The sequence below is a fragment of the Burkholderia sp. AU45388 genome (genome assembly GCF_030481585.1).
Taxonomy (GTDB): Bacteria; Pseudomonadota; Gammaproteobacteria; order Burkholderiales; family Burkholderiaceae; genus Burkholderia; species Burkholderia sola.
This window is the reverse complement of the sequence record NZ_JAUJPV010000028.1, coordinates 44544-60919: the sequence shown is the minus strand read 5'-3', so window position 1 is coordinate 60919 and position 16376 is coordinate 44544. Positions and strand designations below refer to the sequence as shown.

17 protein-coding genes are annotated in these 16376 nt (G+C 62.0%); 16 read left to right on the top strand and 1 reads right to left on the bottom strand.

Annotated features, from left to right (window positions below; genetic code table 11):
- The first annotated feature begins 1 nt into the window (after position 1).
- The 8 genes from QZM72_RS31355 to QZM72_RS31320 are packed head-to-tail and all read left to right on the top strand — an operon-like array spanning position 2 to position 10174.
- A complete protein-coding gene (locus tag QZM72_RS31355; protein WP_301740020.1) occupies positions 2-1282 on the top strand; it encodes a hypothetical protein in 1281 nt (426 codons plus the stop codon).
- 53 nt (positions 1283-1335) lie between these two features.
- The gene (locus QZM72_RS31350) at positions 1336-2559 is read left to right on the top strand and encodes a conjugal transfer protein TraN (RefSeq protein ID WP_301740019.1); all 1224 of its coding nucleotides are present in this window, start codon (positions 1336-1338) and stop codon (positions 2557-2559) included.
- A complete protein-coding gene (locus QZM72_RS31345; RefSeq protein ID WP_301740018.1) occupies positions 2556-2948 on the top strand; it encodes a hypothetical protein in 393 nt (130 codons plus the stop codon). Before QZM72_RS31350 ends, QZM72_RS31345 begins: the two co-directional genes overlap by 4 nt.
- Positions 2949-3005: 57 nt before the next feature.
- A complete protein-coding gene (locus QZM72_RS31340) occupies positions 3006-3503 on the top strand; it encodes a hypothetical protein (protein WP_301740017.1) in 498 nt (165 codons plus the stop codon).
- Complete coding sequence (locus QZM72_RS31335) at positions 3500-4465, top strand: hypothetical protein (RefSeq protein ID WP_301740016.1); 966 nt, start codon at positions 3500-3502, stop codon at positions 4463-4465. The genes QZM72_RS31340 and QZM72_RS31335 overlap by 4 nt, the downstream gene beginning before the upstream one ends.
- The gene (locus QZM72_RS31330) at positions 4462-5271 is read left to right on the top strand and encodes a conjugal transfer protein TraF (RefSeq protein ID WP_301740015.1); all 810 of its coding nucleotides are present in this window, start codon (positions 4462-4464) and stop codon (positions 5269-5271) included. Before QZM72_RS31335 ends, QZM72_RS31330 begins: the two co-directional genes overlap by 4 nt.
- Positions 5271-6716: a conjugal transfer protein TraH gene (locus QZM72_RS31325; protein ID WP_301740014.1), complete on the top strand. Its 1446-nt coding sequence runs from the start codon at positions 5271-5273 to the stop codon at positions 6714-6716. Before QZM72_RS31330 ends, QZM72_RS31325 begins: the two co-directional genes overlap by 1 nt.
- The gene (locus QZM72_RS31320) at positions 6713-10174 is read left to right on the top strand and encodes a conjugal transfer protein TraG N-terminal domain-containing protein (protein WP_301740013.1); all 3462 of its coding nucleotides are present in this window, start codon (positions 6713-6715) and stop codon (positions 10172-10174) included. Before QZM72_RS31325 ends, QZM72_RS31320 begins: the two co-directional genes overlap by 4 nt.
- A 43-nt stretch (positions 10175-10217) precedes the next feature.
- Here the strand turns inward: QZM72_RS31320 and QZM72_RS31315 are convergent, their stop codons facing one another.
- Complete coding sequence (locus tag QZM72_RS31315) at positions 10218-10604, bottom strand: hypothetical protein (RefSeq protein ID WP_301740012.1); 387 nt, start codon at positions 10602-10604, stop codon at positions 10218-10220.
- 263 nt (positions 10605-10867) lie between these two features.
- Between QZM72_RS31315 and QZM72_RS31310 the strand changes: the two genes are divergently transcribed.
- The 8 genes from QZM72_RS31310 (at position 10868) to QZM72_RS31275 (ending at position 16293) form a co-directional block, all read left to right on the top strand.
- On the top strand, positions 10868-11494 hold the full coding sequence (locus QZM72_RS31310; protein WP_301740011.1) for a phospholipase D family protein: 627 nt from the start codon (positions 10868-10870) through the stop codon (positions 11492-11494).
- Positions 11495-11539: 45 nt separating this feature from the next.
- A complete protein-coding gene (locus tag QZM72_RS31305) occupies positions 11540-11788 on the top strand; it encodes a hypothetical protein (protein WP_301740010.1) in 249 nt (82 codons plus the stop codon).
- Positions 11789-11802: 14 nt separating this feature from the next.
- Positions 11803-13782 (top strand): zeta toxin family protein, encoded by a 1980-nt coding sequence (locus QZM72_RS31300; RefSeq protein ID WP_301740009.1) that lies wholly within the window; start codon positions 11803-11805, stop codon positions 13780-13782.
- 8 nt (positions 13783-13790) lie between these two features.
- On the top strand, positions 13791-14207 hold the full coding sequence (locus QZM72_RS31295; protein ID WP_301740008.1) for a hypothetical protein: 417 nt from the start codon (positions 13791-13793) through the stop codon (positions 14205-14207).
- Positions 14208-14262: 55 nt separating this feature from the next.
- On the top strand, positions 14263-14661 hold the full coding sequence (gene bamE / locus QZM72_RS31290) for an outer membrane protein assembly factor BamE (RefSeq protein WP_301740007.1): 399 nt from the start codon (positions 14263-14265) through the stop codon (positions 14659-14661).
- 119 nt (positions 14662-14780) lie between these two features.
- A complete protein-coding gene (locus QZM72_RS31285) occupies positions 14781-15290 on the top strand; it encodes a hypothetical protein (protein ID WP_301740006.1) in 510 nt (169 codons plus the stop codon).
- Positions 15291-15340: 50 nt separating this feature from the next.
- The gene (locus tag QZM72_RS31280; RefSeq protein WP_301740005.1) at positions 15341-15814 is read left to right on the top strand and encodes a hypothetical protein; all 474 of its coding nucleotides are present in this window, start codon (positions 15341-15343) and stop codon (positions 15812-15814) included.
- Positions 15811-16293, top strand: coding sequence for a protein-disulfide reductase DsbD N-terminal domain-containing protein (locus tag QZM72_RS31275; RefSeq protein ID WP_301740004.1), 483 nt, complete (start codon positions 15811-15813; stop codon positions 16291-16293). Before QZM72_RS31280 ends, QZM72_RS31275 begins: the two co-directional genes overlap by 4 nt.
- Positions 16294-16376: the final 83 nt, after the last annotated feature.

Sequence of the window (16376 nt, the reverse complement as noted above, 5' to 3'; positions counted from 1 at the left end):
AATGCGGGCAACCCTGCGCCGAAGCGCACCACTGGCCATCGCGACCGCTCTGGCTGCGGTCGCCGTGTGCGCTGCTGCGGACGCCCCATCTACCGGGACTGCGTTTACGGAAGGCCAGTCGTTCGGTAAGTCAGGAATGAACGCGGCTCACGGAAGCATCAGCGGCGGTGGCTCGAACGTGCCGAACTACACGAACCAGGACGGCGAGCTGACGCCGCTGTATGGCGGTGGGCAGGGCAGTCTCGGGCCGGCCGGGTCAGGGAAGGAAGCGGATTGCTCGACGCAGCCAGCGAACCCGAGTGCCTACTGGCGTCAGGAATGCGATGCCGTGAATTACCTCGCGAAGAAGCCGCCCAATCGCATGCCGATCACCGCGAGCGATCCGATCGTGACCGGAAGCAAGGGCACGATCAATAACCCCGGGTCTACGACGAGTTCGCAGGACTGCCACAACGTGACGTCGACGGTGCCGGCGACCTACCGGACGGAAACCTGCGAGCAGGCCGTGGGTACGCAAACCTATACCTGCAACCGCATCAATGACCCCGTCTGCACCGAACCCTATCAAGGCTGCGCCGCTGGCGGGGTCGTCGAGGGAAGCTTCACCGGCGGGTTTGCCGCGCGCCTGGCATCGAACTCTGCGCTCTGGAACTTCGGTGCAGACACGGGCTATCACGACAACTCAGGCTACAACGGACTGACCGTGTCCGGTTCGATGAGCTTCAGCGTCCAGAACCTTGGTCAAATCGGTACCGCAGTCATCAGCCAGATCACGGCAAACAATACGCTGCGCAGCGTCGACATTAACGGCGTCACGGTCTACACCGATGCGCCGGACGGCGGCCGTATTCTCCAATGCGGGGAGGCGACGCTGCCGGCGTCGGCTGGCGGTATTGATGGACGGCAGACCACTGGCTATCTTGCCGCATCCTCGCCTGGTGTGACCTTCACACACAATTTGATTTACAACGGCATTCGGAGCGTGTGCTCGGATAAAACTGCCTTCACGGCAGACGGCGGCCTCACGGAGTATCGACCGTTCTTCACCTTCGGTAGCGAGTACGAGGGAAACCCGTCGACCATTGCGCCCAACACCGACATCCGCTCGTATCTGCACGAGGGCATCAATACCGTCGAAATTCAAGCGGCGATAGGTGGATACGGTTTTGAGGGCGGTGGCCAGGCTAGAGTCCAGCTGACGTTGAACCAGATCTGCACCGCAACTTGCACGTCGAACTGGATCGACCAGTGCAGCTCGTTTGAACAGCGGGCCGCCCAATGAAGATCCGGGCTCTAACGTTCGTCGCGCGCGCGGTCTGCCTTGTCGGCAGTGTAATGACGGTCACCCTGCTCGTCGTGCCGGTAGCATATGCCGCGCCTACCTGCCAGCGCACCGGCTCAACCTGCATCGAGCCGGCCGGCACACGTGTCATCAACGGGATTCCGCTCTACCAGGATTGCTGGAATTACCAGGACACCTACGAATGCCAAGCCGCTTCCACTGTTAACGACTGCACGCCGTTGCAGCAGCAAGGCTGCGGCTTGGTGAACCAGCAGTGTGTGTCATACAACGACGCGGTGCCGGGAAGCTGTGACACGATGCAATACACCTACCAGTGTCTCGATACGCCGGCGCATACGACGACCGTCACCCAATGCACGAACACGATGTGCGCACCGGGCGCCGGATGTTTCTCGTCGAGTAGTGGTGCCGACGGCGCGCTCGGCAAGGTCGTGGCGGGGCTGGAAACCGGGCGCGAAGCCGGCGCTTACGGCGTCGGTGGCGGTAACGTGAACATTTTCAAAGGCTACGACAGCAACTGCTCGATCAAGGTGTTGGGCGGCCTCGAGATCAAGAGCTGCTGCACCAGCAACGGTGGCGGCGCCGCTTACTCGAACAATGCGATCGGAAGCGCCGCGGTCAGTGCCGGACTGTCGGTTGCCGGAACGGCGGCCAAACAGGGCATCGCGCTAGGGTCGAAGTATGTCTTTGACCAGCTGTACGAAACGGTCGATAGCTCGATCGTGAACTCTGGTCTGCTGCAGATGGGCGCGTGGGCTGACAGGGCGCTGTCGTCCTCCGGGACCTTTGGTGCCTACGGCTTCAGTTTCTCGTTCTCGCTGACCAACGGCGTTCAACTGGCCGATTTCAATCCGTACGTGTTCGCGGCCGAGATCGCTGCGCAGCTGATCCAGATGTGGCTCGCATGTTCTCCAGACGAGCAGGTGCTCAGCCTGAAACGCGGGCAAAACCTCTGTGTTCAGTACAACCAGGGTTGCTCTAAACGCGTGCTCGGTGTGTGCGTTGAGGAAAAGAAGAGCTACTGCTGTTTCAACTCGTTGATCGCGAAGCTCGTCAACCAGCAAGGCAAGGCGCAACTCGGCATCCCGTTCGCCGGCTGCGGCGGCTTCACGGCCGACCAACTGCAGCGTATCGATTTTTCGAAGATCGACTTTACCGAGTTCGTCAATTCGATCCAGTCCAAGGCCGTCGACGAGGACGCGATTCTGCAGCGCGTGCGGCAATCGGTCGGAAGCGGCAAAGGGGTATCCCAATGAAGCGCCTCGTCGCCGCAGCATTTGCTACTGCGATTTTTGCGCTGCCGGCCGCCGCTTTCGCCGGCAGCTACGACGACTTCAGTGCAGTACTCATCGACGCGATCGATCACGGATCGGCGTTTGGCGCGCTGCGTGGGCCCGTTGCAAGTTCACTGATCACCAAGCTGCACGCCAACGGCCCGGTCTACGTCACGGCTCGCCCGATCGGCGACTTGCCGCGGCCCGGCTGCAAGCGACTGGATGTGTTGTTCGACATCCGCGGCGTCCAGACGGAGGCAGGCGAAACCATCGGGCGCCTGGACGTGAAGATGAACTACTGCCGCGATGGAGTCCCGCCGATCGGCTTGACGCCGGCGACGCCGTCGAAACCCGCAGGAGATACACCGTGACGCAGCACCGGCCACTGTTTGCAGATTTCAGAACCCTCACGACGCAGGAGCGTTGAAATGTCCATCGAAAGCATGTTTCCCCCTTCGCGTTCCCGCTCCCATTGGGCCCAGGCGCTGCGGGCCAGCCTTCCCTGCTACGTGCGGCGCCTCTTCGTGACTTTCATCATCGTGCCGGCGGCCGTCCCAGTCGCCGGGCTCGCAGCGCTCAATCTCGGGTCGTTCACGGGTATGGCAACGACCGTGCTCGAACAGGCTGCTGGAAGCGGCACGAATCCGGACACGATCCGACTGCGGACATGCGCCGATACCGCGGCTCAGTATTCGCCGTCGGCCATTTGTATGCACTGGCGGACTGATGACGTTCCCGTCGCCACTCTCGCTCGTCGGGTTGGTCACGGCTTGTTCGTCGCGTGGCTCGTTGCTGCCGCCATTACGCTTGCTGCGGACCTCGTCTGGTCTCCGCCCTCGCCTCTCGCGTTGCGCACACGCCTCGACTCGATCGGACGGCAGAGTGCCGAGCGTAGTCGCGCAAGCCGCGAAGGAGAGGTGAAGTGAGACTCCAGATTACGATCACCAGCATGCGCTCCGCGCCGGCGCCCGACTTTCCGAGCCATCTTTTTGCTGGCGCCGGCAGTGACCGTGCGACCTTCCGGGTAACGCGCGGCGCTGCGCCGTCGCGCGAAGCCATTTCCGTGTTGCTCGAGGACGCCATCGCAGATGTTTGCGTGACGAACTACGATCAGGTCATGGGGCAAGGCAGCTTCGTTGTTGTCGACGGAGCGGCGCCGGCGCCCGGTACGACGATCGAGCTCGATGACGACGCAGTCGCGGATTCGGTCGATTTGTCTGACGGGACGCCCCCGAGCTCGGGGGCGCCAATCCACCGACCCACGATCGAACAGTTTTACGACATGCTCGATCAGCACGACTGGTTTTTCGGTTACTCCGACGATTCCCGGGTATATCGGAATGGAAGCGACGACCTCGAACGTCTGAAGGCGATTGCAGTTTCCGTGGGCGACAACTATGCCGCGCTTCTCGCAGCCTTCCAAAGGCATCACTTCTCCGGTGAGCCATGGTCGACCCCTAAGTGGGACAAACCGCCTCGGCCCGTGAGCGGTGTCGTCAATATCCCGACGGCACCCGCGCCGGCGTCGACAGGGCCGAGCCAGCAGCAGGATGGCCGACTTCCTGTCGTACAGCGTCACGTGCAGCGCGACGACGACTTGGGCGAGTTTGCTGCGTATCAGCGACATTGCATTTCGAACTTGGTTGCCGCGGCTCTCGCCTGGCGGAACGCACGTCGTGCGTTTATGGGCGCAGCGGCGGTGTCGCACAAGCCCAGGGTTCGAAGCCAATTCTTTTGGATGCTCGGCTGGCGGCGGGGTCAATCCGATGCGGCCGAACAGGTCGAGGCGGCGCAGTCCCTGGGCTTCGCAGACGTGCAACTCGAGCAGGCACTCGGGCAATTGATGGACGCCGGCTTTGACGTCGACGCGCACCGGAGCCGGCCATGAGCGCATTCCGTGGCTTCCGGCTCGCGGTAGCGATCCTGCTTCCTGCAGCGCTGGTGGTGTCGCCTATCGCGGATGCTGACGGGTTGGACTACAAGTCCGCCTGGAGCTGCGACGGGCAGGAGAAATTCAACTGGTACTGCGATGACGACAAGCCTGCGGCGCCGTTAGGTGCGAGCGCGGCGAAACCGGCCGATTCCGACGACTTCGACCAGATCAAGTCGGCCGACGAGATGCGCGAGGCACTGAAGCACCGACTCGACGTCGCGAACATGGACCCGACGCCTGAGCACATCAAGGAGTACATCAAGCTCTGGGAGTACGTCCAGCAAAAGAGCGCGGTCTTTGCCGATCAATGGCGCCGCGTCGTATGGCAGAACCCGAGCCTCGATTACTCGCTCAAGCGTCCTACCAATAACGTAGCCGTCCACACCTACGACCGGACCCGGGATTCCGACCAGGAGGGGCAGCTGCGCGCGCTCGCGCAGAAGCACGGCCTGATTTTCTTCTTCCGCTCGGACTGTCCGTACTGTCATGCGATGGCCCCGACGATTGTGCTGCTCGCGCAGCGCTATGGCATCGACGTGCTGCCGGTCTCTCTGGACGGGCGAGGCATCGGCGAGTTTCCGAACCCGACGCCTGACCACGGGCAGGCGTCGGTCTGGGGCGTGCAGCAGGTGCCCGCCCTCTTCATCGCGTCGAAAGAGACTGGCGACCACGCGATGATCGGCTCGGGAACGATGTCCCTTCAGGACATCATCGACCGCATCTTCGTTCTCACTGCCTCGCAGCCTGGGGAGCTTTTCTGATGAAACCGATAAGCTGGATTGTCGCACTGACGGCTGCGGTGATTGCCATCGCCCCGGTCTATGCGCAGGCGATGTCGATGCAGCAGGTCTTCGACTCAATCAACGCCATGGGCAACGTATCGAGCCCGGGGGCGTTGCAGGGCGAGACGATGGATATGTACAGCGGCGGAAGCGTGTTCATGCGCACGCCACACAAGACTTACCAGCTCGCGAGTGTCACGGCCCCGGAATGGGGAGCGGGTTGCGGTGGGATCGACTTGTTCACCGGCGGGTTCAGCTTCATCAACAAAGAGCAATTTGTCGCGCTGCTGCGCAACATCGGCTCGAACGCGTTGGGCTACGCATTCAAGCTCGCCCTACAGAACCTCTGCCCGACCTGCGACAACGTCATGCAGTCGCTGCAGGCCATCGCGCGCGACGTCAACCGGATGAATATCGACTCGTGCCAGGCCGCCGAGGGCATTGTCAATGCCGTGACGCCGGTTGCATGGAAAAAGGAGCAGGCGAACCTGGCCGACACGCTCGGGCCATTCACGAACCTGTATTCGGATATGACCGATGCCTGGACAAATACAGGAAACAGCTCAGCGCAAGCGGCGCAGACGATCAACACGGCTACTGCATCGGATTCCAACCTCGCGGCGAAGCAGCCGTACGGCAATGTGACGTGGCAGGCGCTGCAGCAGCTGCCGGACCTGAGCACGTCGGATCGCGAATTCCTGATGTCGCTGGTGGGTACGGTCATTTTCCCCGACCCGTCGGATTCGGGCGGCACGGAGGTGAACCCCGTATTCCTGCCCAGAATCGGTAGCCTCACGGTGCAGGAGCTGGTCGGTAACGATCCCGCTGCGAACAGCGGCACGACGATCCAGGTGTACGTGTGCGACGAGACGTCGAAATGTCTGAATCCTTCCGTCCAGGAAATTGGGTACACCCCCTTCCGTACGCTGGTACAGCAAAAGCTGCAGGTGATCACAGATGCGATTGCGTCGCGCTCCGCTATCCCGAACCCGGCGGATACGTTTCGGTTCCTGAGCATGACGGACCTGCCGGTCTACAAAATGATCGCGGTCGGCACGCGTCTGAACAATTCGTCTCTTGCCGACCAGCTGTTAAGTACCTACCAGTCGCTGATCGCTGCCAAGTATGCCGAAGCGTATATCCACGGATCGGCTGAAGATCTTCGTCGAGCGATCGCGCGTTACGGCACGGTGAAATCCAGTACGTCGCTACTCGACGAGGCCACGAAGCTCAATACCAACATCGATACGGTGGAATCGGAAGCGCGCAGCGTCGTGATGCAAGCGTTCAGCCAGACGTCGAATGCATGGCAGCTGGTCGAGCAGCTCCAATCGATCGAGCGTGCCGTACACGCGAATGTGTCGTCCTCCCTTCGGAACTCGTTGGCGTTTGGCCAGACGTTGAATGGCGGGAGCACTCAATGAACATGGAAATCGACACCTATGGGAACGTCGATACCTTGTACTACGTCATGCAGGGTATCGCGTCTTTCATGGGTAGCGGCACCTGGTCAGGTCTCATCCGTTACACGCTGTTGTGTGGCGTGGTGATCTGGACGATTGTCGCGATCGGTCGGAAAGGCTATGAGATCTTCCGCTGGTTCGCCGCCGCGATGCTGATGACGCAGCTGCTATTGCTGCCGATTGAGAACGTGTTCATCACCGACGTCAACAACGTGCAGCCGACTCGGGAGGTGGATCACGTCCCGGCATATCTCGCTGCGGTTGCTCAGAGCTTCACGCTCATATCGCGTGTACTGACGCAGGCATACGAAACGATTTTTTCCGTGCCGGATACGCTTACCTTGAAAAAGGGCGATGTGGGTTTCGGCATCTCCGTACTGCAAAAGGTGAACAAAGCTGAAATCACCGATCCGGGACTGCACGCCGACCTTATCCAATTCTTCAAGGAGTGCACGGTCTACGACATCCAGGACGGCGCGATTGATCCGAAGACGATTATGAACGGCACGGATCCGTTCAATACCGTGTTCACGTCGACCAGCCCGGCGCGGTACGTGACGACCAACACGCTCACCGCGAACCCTACGACGGACACCTGTTCCGCGACCGGCACCTTGCTGCTGCTGCGCGTACAGGACGCCGAGCAAGCGGCCGAGCAGATGTATGGCAGCGAGATGTATCCGGAGATCGCCGACCCCTCCATGGCGAAGTCGGAATTCGTCAACGCGATCGGCGATTCGTACGGCTTCATCCTCCAGTCGTCGCAGAACGCGTCGTCGGCGCTGCGCCAGGCAATGTTCAACAACGTGTGGCGTCAGGCGGGCGCCGAGCTGCCCGCGATGCTGAGCGATCCGGCGCGCGTGGCCGAGGTCAACGCGTTGATGAGCTCGGCCCAGGCTGCAGTGGCGACGAACGGTTCGCTTGCCTCCATGGCGATTCTGGCCAAGAACACGCTGCCGACTGTTCGCAACTATGCCGAAGCGATCATCTATGCGGTTTTCCCGCTCATTCTGGTGCTCTGCCTGATCAGCGGCGCGGATGGGGCCAAACGAATCCTCGCGATGTATGCCAAGACGGTGGCATGGGTGTCTGTCTGGCCGATGCTCTTCGCGGTCATCAACGGGCTCTCGCTGATTCACCTGAGCCATGAGATGCGCTCGATGTCGCTGCAGGCCGGCGTGCCGTTCGGCATGGCGGCGAAGTTCGGGCAGACGTTGCTCGACGAGCAGGCGCTGCTTGGATACATGGTGATTATTACGCCTCCCCTTGCGTGGCTGTTGCTGAACTTCGCATCGGCCGGCGTTGTAGGTGCGTTTTCTCAACTGAGCGGCGCGCTTACAGGGTCCGCTCAACAGATCGGTGGCCAGCAGGCGCAAGGCGACGAAAACATCGGCAACGTGCACATGGATTCGTCGTCGATCGATAACGCGTCGCGTAACGTGACCTCGGCGAATAAGTACGACAACACCGTGCAATCGCGCACCGGGTCGATGAACGTCGATACCGGAACCGGCTCGGCCTTCACGAACTTTGCCAATGGCCTGATCGCTCGCACCGAGTTTCAGAACAGCCTCGGCGTTTCGGCCACCTCCCAGGACGCATTCGAGCGGTCGCTCGGCACCGACACCTCGACAGGTGTCGCGGCAAACCGAACGAATTCCACGTTCGCCGGCCGGGAGCAGCTTGCATCCAGCACGAACAGCGTCTCAAGCAGCCAAGAACGGGGAAGCTCGCAACGGCTCGCCGATGAGGCCAGCTCTGGGACGAGGGCCTCCTCGACGCGGTCCGGCGAGCGCCGGACGTCGAACGACCAGCAGTACTCAGTCGATCAGGCACATTCCGTTGAAGGGCAAACGTCGCTTGGCGGAAGAGGCTCGATCATGCTCGGCGGTGGCTTCGATAAGTCGTTTGGAGATGATGCGCAACCGGCCGGCAATGTCGGAGCTGGCGGTGGTGGGTCGGCAAGTGGCAATGGTCGGGGCTCGAGCGGCAATGGGCGGCAGGGATCCGGCAACCCCGCAGGGAACTCGCCTCTATTCAATCAAGCTGAAGAAGACCGACTGGCGCGCAAGGCAGAGTCGCTCGGGAAAACGCCACAAGAAGTGCAGGCGGTGCGCGACGCGTATCGATCGAAGGTTCGCGCTGCGGATTTCGCGACCGGCGGGGGCACCGGAAAGGGACGGTCCAGCCTTAAACTCGGGCTCGATGTTTCGGGTGAGGGCGGCTACACGCACTTCTGGCGAAATTCCGATGCACAGAAGTTCGTCGATCAGTACGGCAGTTTGGGAGCCTATACCGAAAGCGATCAAGTTAGCCGCGAAGGCTCACAGATCCACTCGGACTCGACAGGGATGGAGTCAGGGCAGCACGTTCGCAGCGACCATTCCGCCTCTCTGACGGACCAGGTTTCATCCGGCTCGCGTGTCGCTGCGGATCTCACTCGTAGCGCAGACGTGCGTCAGCGCGGATCGACGCAGGTGGTTTCGCGCGTCGACACCTCGACCAACCTGATGACGCCGGAGAACCTGCAAGCGGTCGCTGCGCGCAACGGCATGCGATACAGCCAACTGATGACCCTGCCCTCTCCGCAGATCGCTCAGCTGGTCGCCCAAGATGCAGCGATGCGCGACATCGTGTCGCGCAACTCGACGTTGCCGACCACGGCTCGCGATGGGGCCGCTCTGCCCGCGAGCGGGGCGGATGTCGTTCGTCAGAACCATCGCAACCAGTCCGGTGTTGGTGCAAGTGCTCCCGCGTCGTTCCAGCGATTTGCGGGTGCGGTTGGGCCAGTTGACACGGCACCGCTGGATGTTGCGACGCCGATTCCCGAAATCGTGACGGACGCTCAGCAGCGTGTGGATGCTATGCAGCAACGGGTCGCGAGCGAGTCCGCCGCGCCGATCAAGCAGGTGCATGATCATGTCGACCCTTCGGCTGACAACAAGCCACTCATGACGCCTGAGCGGGCGCCAGGTCGCCCGCTCTCTCCGTCGCCGGCGGCGACGCCAGCCTCCAACGATAAGGCGCCGCTCACAGCATGGGTGAACTCGATTCAACCGACCGGGCCGGTTGGAACAACATCGACGTCGGCAGCTGTTGAAAACTTCCTGCATCCGAGAACGACGGCAACTGGCCCGACGCGTGAAGCCGCTCAAGCGGCTGGAACCGGCACGGGCTCGCCTGCCACGCAACCGCGCCTGTCCGAATCGGACTTCCGGATCGTGACTCTTCCGGGCGGCAATGACCGCGGAGGCGACCCATCTGCTCCGCGCGACGAGTCTGCTGTCAGCGGCGGGGCGACTTCCCCGAGCGCTCTTGTTTCGGCGAGCCGACTCGGGCGCGGTTCTGCAGATGACTCACGTGGAGTCAAGTCGCTCCCGAGCGCGGACGTTGCAAACGATGACCCCAAGAACCAATGAAAAAGGGGCCTTGCGGCCCCCTCAGAATATGAAGAACTCACTGTCACCAATTTCGCAGAGAATCATTCGGACCGTGGTAGGACTGCTTCCAGCTATTGGTGTAGTCGTCGACAAAGCTACGCGACTTAGCGAAATTGTCGCCATATCCACCGCCCGACCTGTCAGTCATGGCGAGGTGACCGAGTTTTACCGCAATGCCCAATTGGACGAACACGCCGAAGATGCAGGAAAAGAGAGAGCCGAATGCCAAAATGGCAAACGGCAGCTGCATGACCGTAACCACGATGGCCGCAATCAGCAGCGTGGCCAGGTAGCCCCACATGATTTTCCGGTAAATCAATCGGCCACTGCGCGACGCAATAAACGACGTGAAAACCGAGAAAATCACGGCCGCCATTACTGCCATGAAATTCGCAAGTACATAGTCCATGATAAGCGTCCCCGTACGCAATTAGTATTGACGTTACGCCTGATTTCGCGTACTGGCAAGTTAATCCTTGATGACGTAATTCGTCGTGGCGTCAATTCATTTACGTCTTTAATTTGCGCGATCTCGACGGTGAGCCGAGTGCGTCTGGCCGCGCTCACGTTTCCTGCCCTGCTTCTTGCTGCCTGCGCCTCGCCGCACGGTGACGATGCCTGCGCCCGCTCCTATTCGGCGGACGGCCACACCTCCCACGTCGGGAGGCCGGCATGAAGTTTCTCCTCTTCCTCGCGATCGCCGCCGGTGTCGGCTACTACGTGCTGCACGACGGGCCGACACCCGATTTGGGCAATCTGTCATCGTCTGTTGGACATATTGCGAGCTCACTGAAGCACCCGGCCGAAACCACTTCACATTCAGAAAGCGCAGGCGCTGGGGACCGCGCGTCCGTGCAGTTCGCCACTTCGCCCGATGGCCAGGCCGAGGCCCTCGTGCTGAGCGTGATCGACAGCGCACAGTCGGAGCTCGACGTCGCCGCTTACGAGCTCACCAATCGTCGCATCGTTACCCACCTGATCGAGCGCGCCCACGCCGGCGTGCAGGTCCGTGTCGTCCTCGACCGCTCCCAGCTCGATGGCCGTGGTTCGAAGCTCGCGGATCTCGTCGCGGCCGGAATACCGGTTCGCATCGACATGGCCGTACCGCTTATGCACGACAAGTTCATCGTCGCTGACAGCGACACGGCACAGACCGGCTCGATGAACTACACGCAGGCCGGCGCCAACCACAACGCAGAAAACGTCCTCGTCATCTGGCACCACGCCACGGTTGCGGCAGCCGTGCGCGCCGCGTGGACGCGGCTATGGAATGAATCGAAGCCTTACCCAGGTGTTTGACCCGGCACGCATGCGCGCAAGCCTACATTTTGAAAGGAGAACACGATGCCTCATGTCGATTACGAAGTCGCCTGCCAGACGATCGGGCAGCTGATTGCCCACTATGTCGCCGTCATCGCTGAAGAGGAGTCGCGCAGCGAGCCGAACGCGCAGTGCATCGCTATAGCGGACGCGGAACGCAAGACTCTGGTTGCTGCTCGCGATGCGCTGCATCCGGATGATGCGGCCGAGATCGCTCGTGCGCTGGACGTCTACGGCCTGCGTGTCCGCCGACTGAATATCGGTCGCGCCTGACTCCGGAGCCCATCATGGACACTATTCCGGACGTCGTGATGCAGCGCGCGTATGCGCGCGTGGAGCGCGAGGCGATCGACGGTAGCCGCGAGCAGGCCGAGCCGAATGCGATCCTCATCGGCGGCCAGCCCGGTGCCGGCAAGACGGCCCTCGCGCGTCAGGCGATGGGGGAACTCAACGAGCGCGGTGGTGCCGTTTTGATCGATGCCGATCGCATGAGGGAGAACCTGCCGCAGTACAGCCGGCTTCTTCGCGAGGATCCGCAACACGCGGCCGATCTGACGCATGCCGACGCCGGCCGGTGGGCGGGCCGGCTAACCACGGCCGCGTCTGAAGCGCGCCGTGATCTTGTGGTCGACGGCACGATGCGCAACCCCAATAGCCTGCGCAATCTGGCGCGGCGGCTCAAGGAGCGCGGTTACACGCTGGAAGTTCGGGGCGTGGCCATGCCCGCCGACATGTCGCTCACGCGTGCGCAGATGCGTACAGAGCGCGAGATCGCGATGACGGGCGTGGGACGGGTGGTCAATCCCGAGCAGCACGACCAGCCGTATGCCGGCATGCTGGAAACGGTCGCGTTGCTCGAGCGCGAGAAGGCGGTGGATCGAATCCTGATCGTCGATCGGCATCACCGCGAGGTATATCGCAACGAACTGCATCAGGGTGAATGGCGCGAACCGCAAGCGGCCGCGGCCTCGATCGTGCGTGAGCGCGAGCGTCCGATGACGCGTGACGAGATCGCCAATCACCTTCAGATGCTCGATGACATACGTGACGCTCGTACAGAGCGAGGCGCGCCGGCGCCGGAGATAGCCGACATCGCGTTGCGTCGTGAGCAGGCGCTACGCGTCCAGGATGGGGCTGCACAAGCGCTGATCCACGGAGCGCCCGCCAACGAGCGGCCCGCACCGGAGCGCGGCTTGCGCGACGTCCTCCGGTCGATGACGCGAGATGTGCCGAACCTCGGTGGCCGCTTCCCCGATCCGGTCGCCGAGGAAATCGCCGCGTCGCGCCACCTGCCCGCGCTCGAGGCCACGCTGCGCTCGCACGGGATGACCCACCTGACACCGGTGGACGCCGGCGCGTCCTCGGTCGTGCTGGCGGCCGACGACCGGCATGTGGTGCGGCTCGGTACCGGCGAGCTTGCCGTTCGGCCGAAAATTCCTGAGGTCTTGCAGCCCGTGGCGAGCGGCACCGAAGGCAATCTGCGATACGAAATCATGCCCCGCGCGGATATGCGAGGCGTGACGCCGGCCGACGTCGCGCGGATGGCCGACGCGCTTCGTCAGCGCGGATACCACTGGGGTGATCAGGGGCTCGACAATCTGGGTGTCGTGAATGGTCGTGTCGTCGTCGTGGATCCGGGTGGAATCGAGCCGGCGCGCGAGCGGCAAGCGCTGGCGCCCACTCACCAACCCGAACCCGCAAAGGCGGAGGTCGAGGTCGACACGGCACGTGCGCCGCGCCGGCGTACCGTTGATCACGCGCGAGATGCGGAGCGCGGCCGCGCATTCGACACGCTGGGTCGTGACCAGGCGCTCGCCCTCTTCCCTGAGCTCGACGCGGCCTACCACCACCTCGAATCGCGGACCTCGATCAGCACGGTTCCCCGCAGCGAAATCGAGCGCGCCAACCTTTCTGAACAGATCCATCGCGGGCAGCTACCGGAGGGCGACGTGCCGGACGATGTTTCGCGACGGGCGATCGGCCTGGCCGGCGATCACCACAACCTGATTCTGCGCGATGCGCAGCAGTTGGAGCGCCACTACCGCGGTGAGGTGCTCGCCAACTCGACGCACCACTCGCTGGTCAAGATCGGCCAGACCGTTGGCATCGTCTATCCACGCGATCGTCTGTCCCGCGACGTCGAGGTCGGCGAGCAGGTCGCGATTCAGTATTCGCCGGACAGCACGCTGCACCAGGTCAAGGAGCGCGACCACGAAGCTGAACGCGCGGACCGATCACACGACCACCAGCTTTCGATCGAGCGATAGGGGTCGCCATGTCTATTTTCAATCGCCCCCGACGTGTGCAACCCGTTCCGCATTTCACGCGGCTCTATCTCGCCGAACGTCGACACGTTCGCCGTCGGCTGTGGACCAGTCCGCGACTTCTGCGAATCGAAGCGGATTGGGCAGCGCGTTACGTCGCGCAGTGGCTCGCACTGTGCTGGTTGGCATGGGCACCGGCGTTGTTCGTATGGTGGCAACTGATCGCCAACCGATTCCAGTTGGATTACCCGATCACCGTCGAGCCGCGCGCGTCGCTGCCGATGTACGCGTTCGGAGGCCTCGTCGCTTCGCTGTTCTACGCCTGGTGGCGACCGTACATCAGCTACGTGGAGCTGCAGGTCAGGCGCCACATGGACGACTGGTATCGCGCTGTATGTGAGGCAGAGCGATCCGGCCGCTTGTATTAGGCCAGCAACTAATCATCGCCCTTTTTTGACTGTTGATCACACCAAGAGGAAGACCATGAAATTCACGAAGAACACGCTCCTGATCGCCGGCTTGTCGGCCGCAGCGATGCTTGTAGGGTGCGCCACCACTGGCAACGAACACCTCGAATCGGCCACTCAGGCAAGCGTTCAGACCCAGATACAGCAGGGCAAGAGCACGAAACAGGACGTTCAGGATGCCTTCGGTTCACCGAACAAGACCACGTTCACCGATTCCGGGCTCGAGATCTGGACCTACGAGCTCGCGCACGCCACGCCGCACGCGATCAACTTCGTGCCGATCGTCGGTGCGTTTGCACATGGCGCTGACGTGCGGAAGAAGACGTTGACCGTGCTGTTCGACGACAGCGGCGTCGTCAAGAAATACACGTTTGCCGAGACCACCGACGTGGCCAAGGGAGGCATCGGCCAGTAAGTGCCACCACCGAATTGATCCCCGGAAGTGTGTATACCCATTTCGCACTTCCTTTGACGCCAGCCGGCTTGCCGGCTGGTCTTTTTCTCCACTCTCGCGTTTCTGTAGAGGCACCCGCAATGAATCGATATCGCGCATCTTCCATCGAGCGGCGGCAAGCTGCAGCCTCGATCACATGGCCAGAAGGCACGTTGATCCTGACCAATCCGGATCCCTCTGCCCAACGCATGTTGAAGGGCGTGGCAGTCGCGCTTGCAGCGGCGGCTTGCCTGTTTTCCATCACCGGCACAAACGGGCCCTTGCAGTCCTGGGCGCGCGCACGTGAGTACCTCGACATGCGACCTGCGATGGAGGCCGCGCTGAAAGGCGGAAATCGTTCCGCCGGTACATGGCTTGCCGTTCATTTCAGTCGCGACTATCCGGACTTGCTCCAGGCAGAGTCGGACGCTGGCGAACCGACAGCGATGTACCTGGTTGCTCGCATGCGCCTTCAAAAGCACACGGGTTCCGGCCACACCACGGCGGCGACCGATACGGATCACGAAATCGGCATGCAACTCATGCGTCGAGCCGCGGCGATAGGCAGTCAGGACGCCCTGCGCTATCTGGTCAGTGGGCCTGCGAACTGAACACCACGATGGAATCCGACAAATACGTGGCATGTAAAGGAGAAAGCCGTATGCATACGCGTACCCTTCCCCCCACCGTTCATCGTCGACATGTGCGAATCATGCTCGCCGTGTTGGCGCTCGTTACCTGGTTGCTGATCGCGCCCATTACTTACCTCGATGCGCTCGGATTCTGGAATAGCACGGAGCCCGTGTTCATTGCCACGTTCGTTACGGGGCTACTGTTCTCGCCGGCTTTCCGTTCGACGTGCGCTCGACGCGGAACGTGGAGCGCGCTACGTCGTGCGCAACGCGGGTTGCACAGTTTCGGCATGTGTGTCTATCTGATTTGCACGCTGTTGATGATCTTGATCGTCTGGAACTTCGATTCCCCGGCGGCCGGATTGGCGGAATCGGCTTTCGACTTGTGTTTCGACGGGATGGTGGCCGGCGCAACGCTGTACTTCTGGAGCTTACTGGCGCTGCCGGTCTTGCATGGTCTCGCCCGAGCTGAATTGGCGTGGAAGCAGCGAGGTGCACGATGACTGTTCGAACGCGCGTTCTGCGCCGTTTCGTCGTGGCCGTGTCGGTGGCGCTGCTTGCCTGCATAGTGAGTGGTGTCCTCGCTCGCCAGGCACACGCACAACAATTTCTCACGCCAGATCAAGCGTTCCGCGTTCGCATGACCGAAGAGCGTGGCGCTGTCGTCCTACATTTTGCGATCGCCGACGGCTACCGACTCTACGGCGATCGCTTCCGGGTCGCGAGTGATGACGGCCGGGCGCACCTCGGCGCAATTCAGCATGGCGCCGGCAAGGTCGTCGCTGATCCAAGCTTAGGGCGTTCGGTTGAGGTGTTCGAGCGCGAAGTGACGTTGCGCGTGCCGGTCAATGCTCGCGACATGTTCGGCCTCACCGTGACTTATCAAGGCTGTGCAATAAACCAGATCTGCTATCCGCCGATGCAGCGGACTTTTCCGGTGATTGCTGCTGCACTGCTGTCGCAGTCGGAGGCGTCGCGATGACGGCCGTCCTTTCTCGTTTCTCGCGGGCGCTCGAGGCGCGTATCCAGTACGCCTATGCGGTCTGTACGACAGACCCCGGTTCG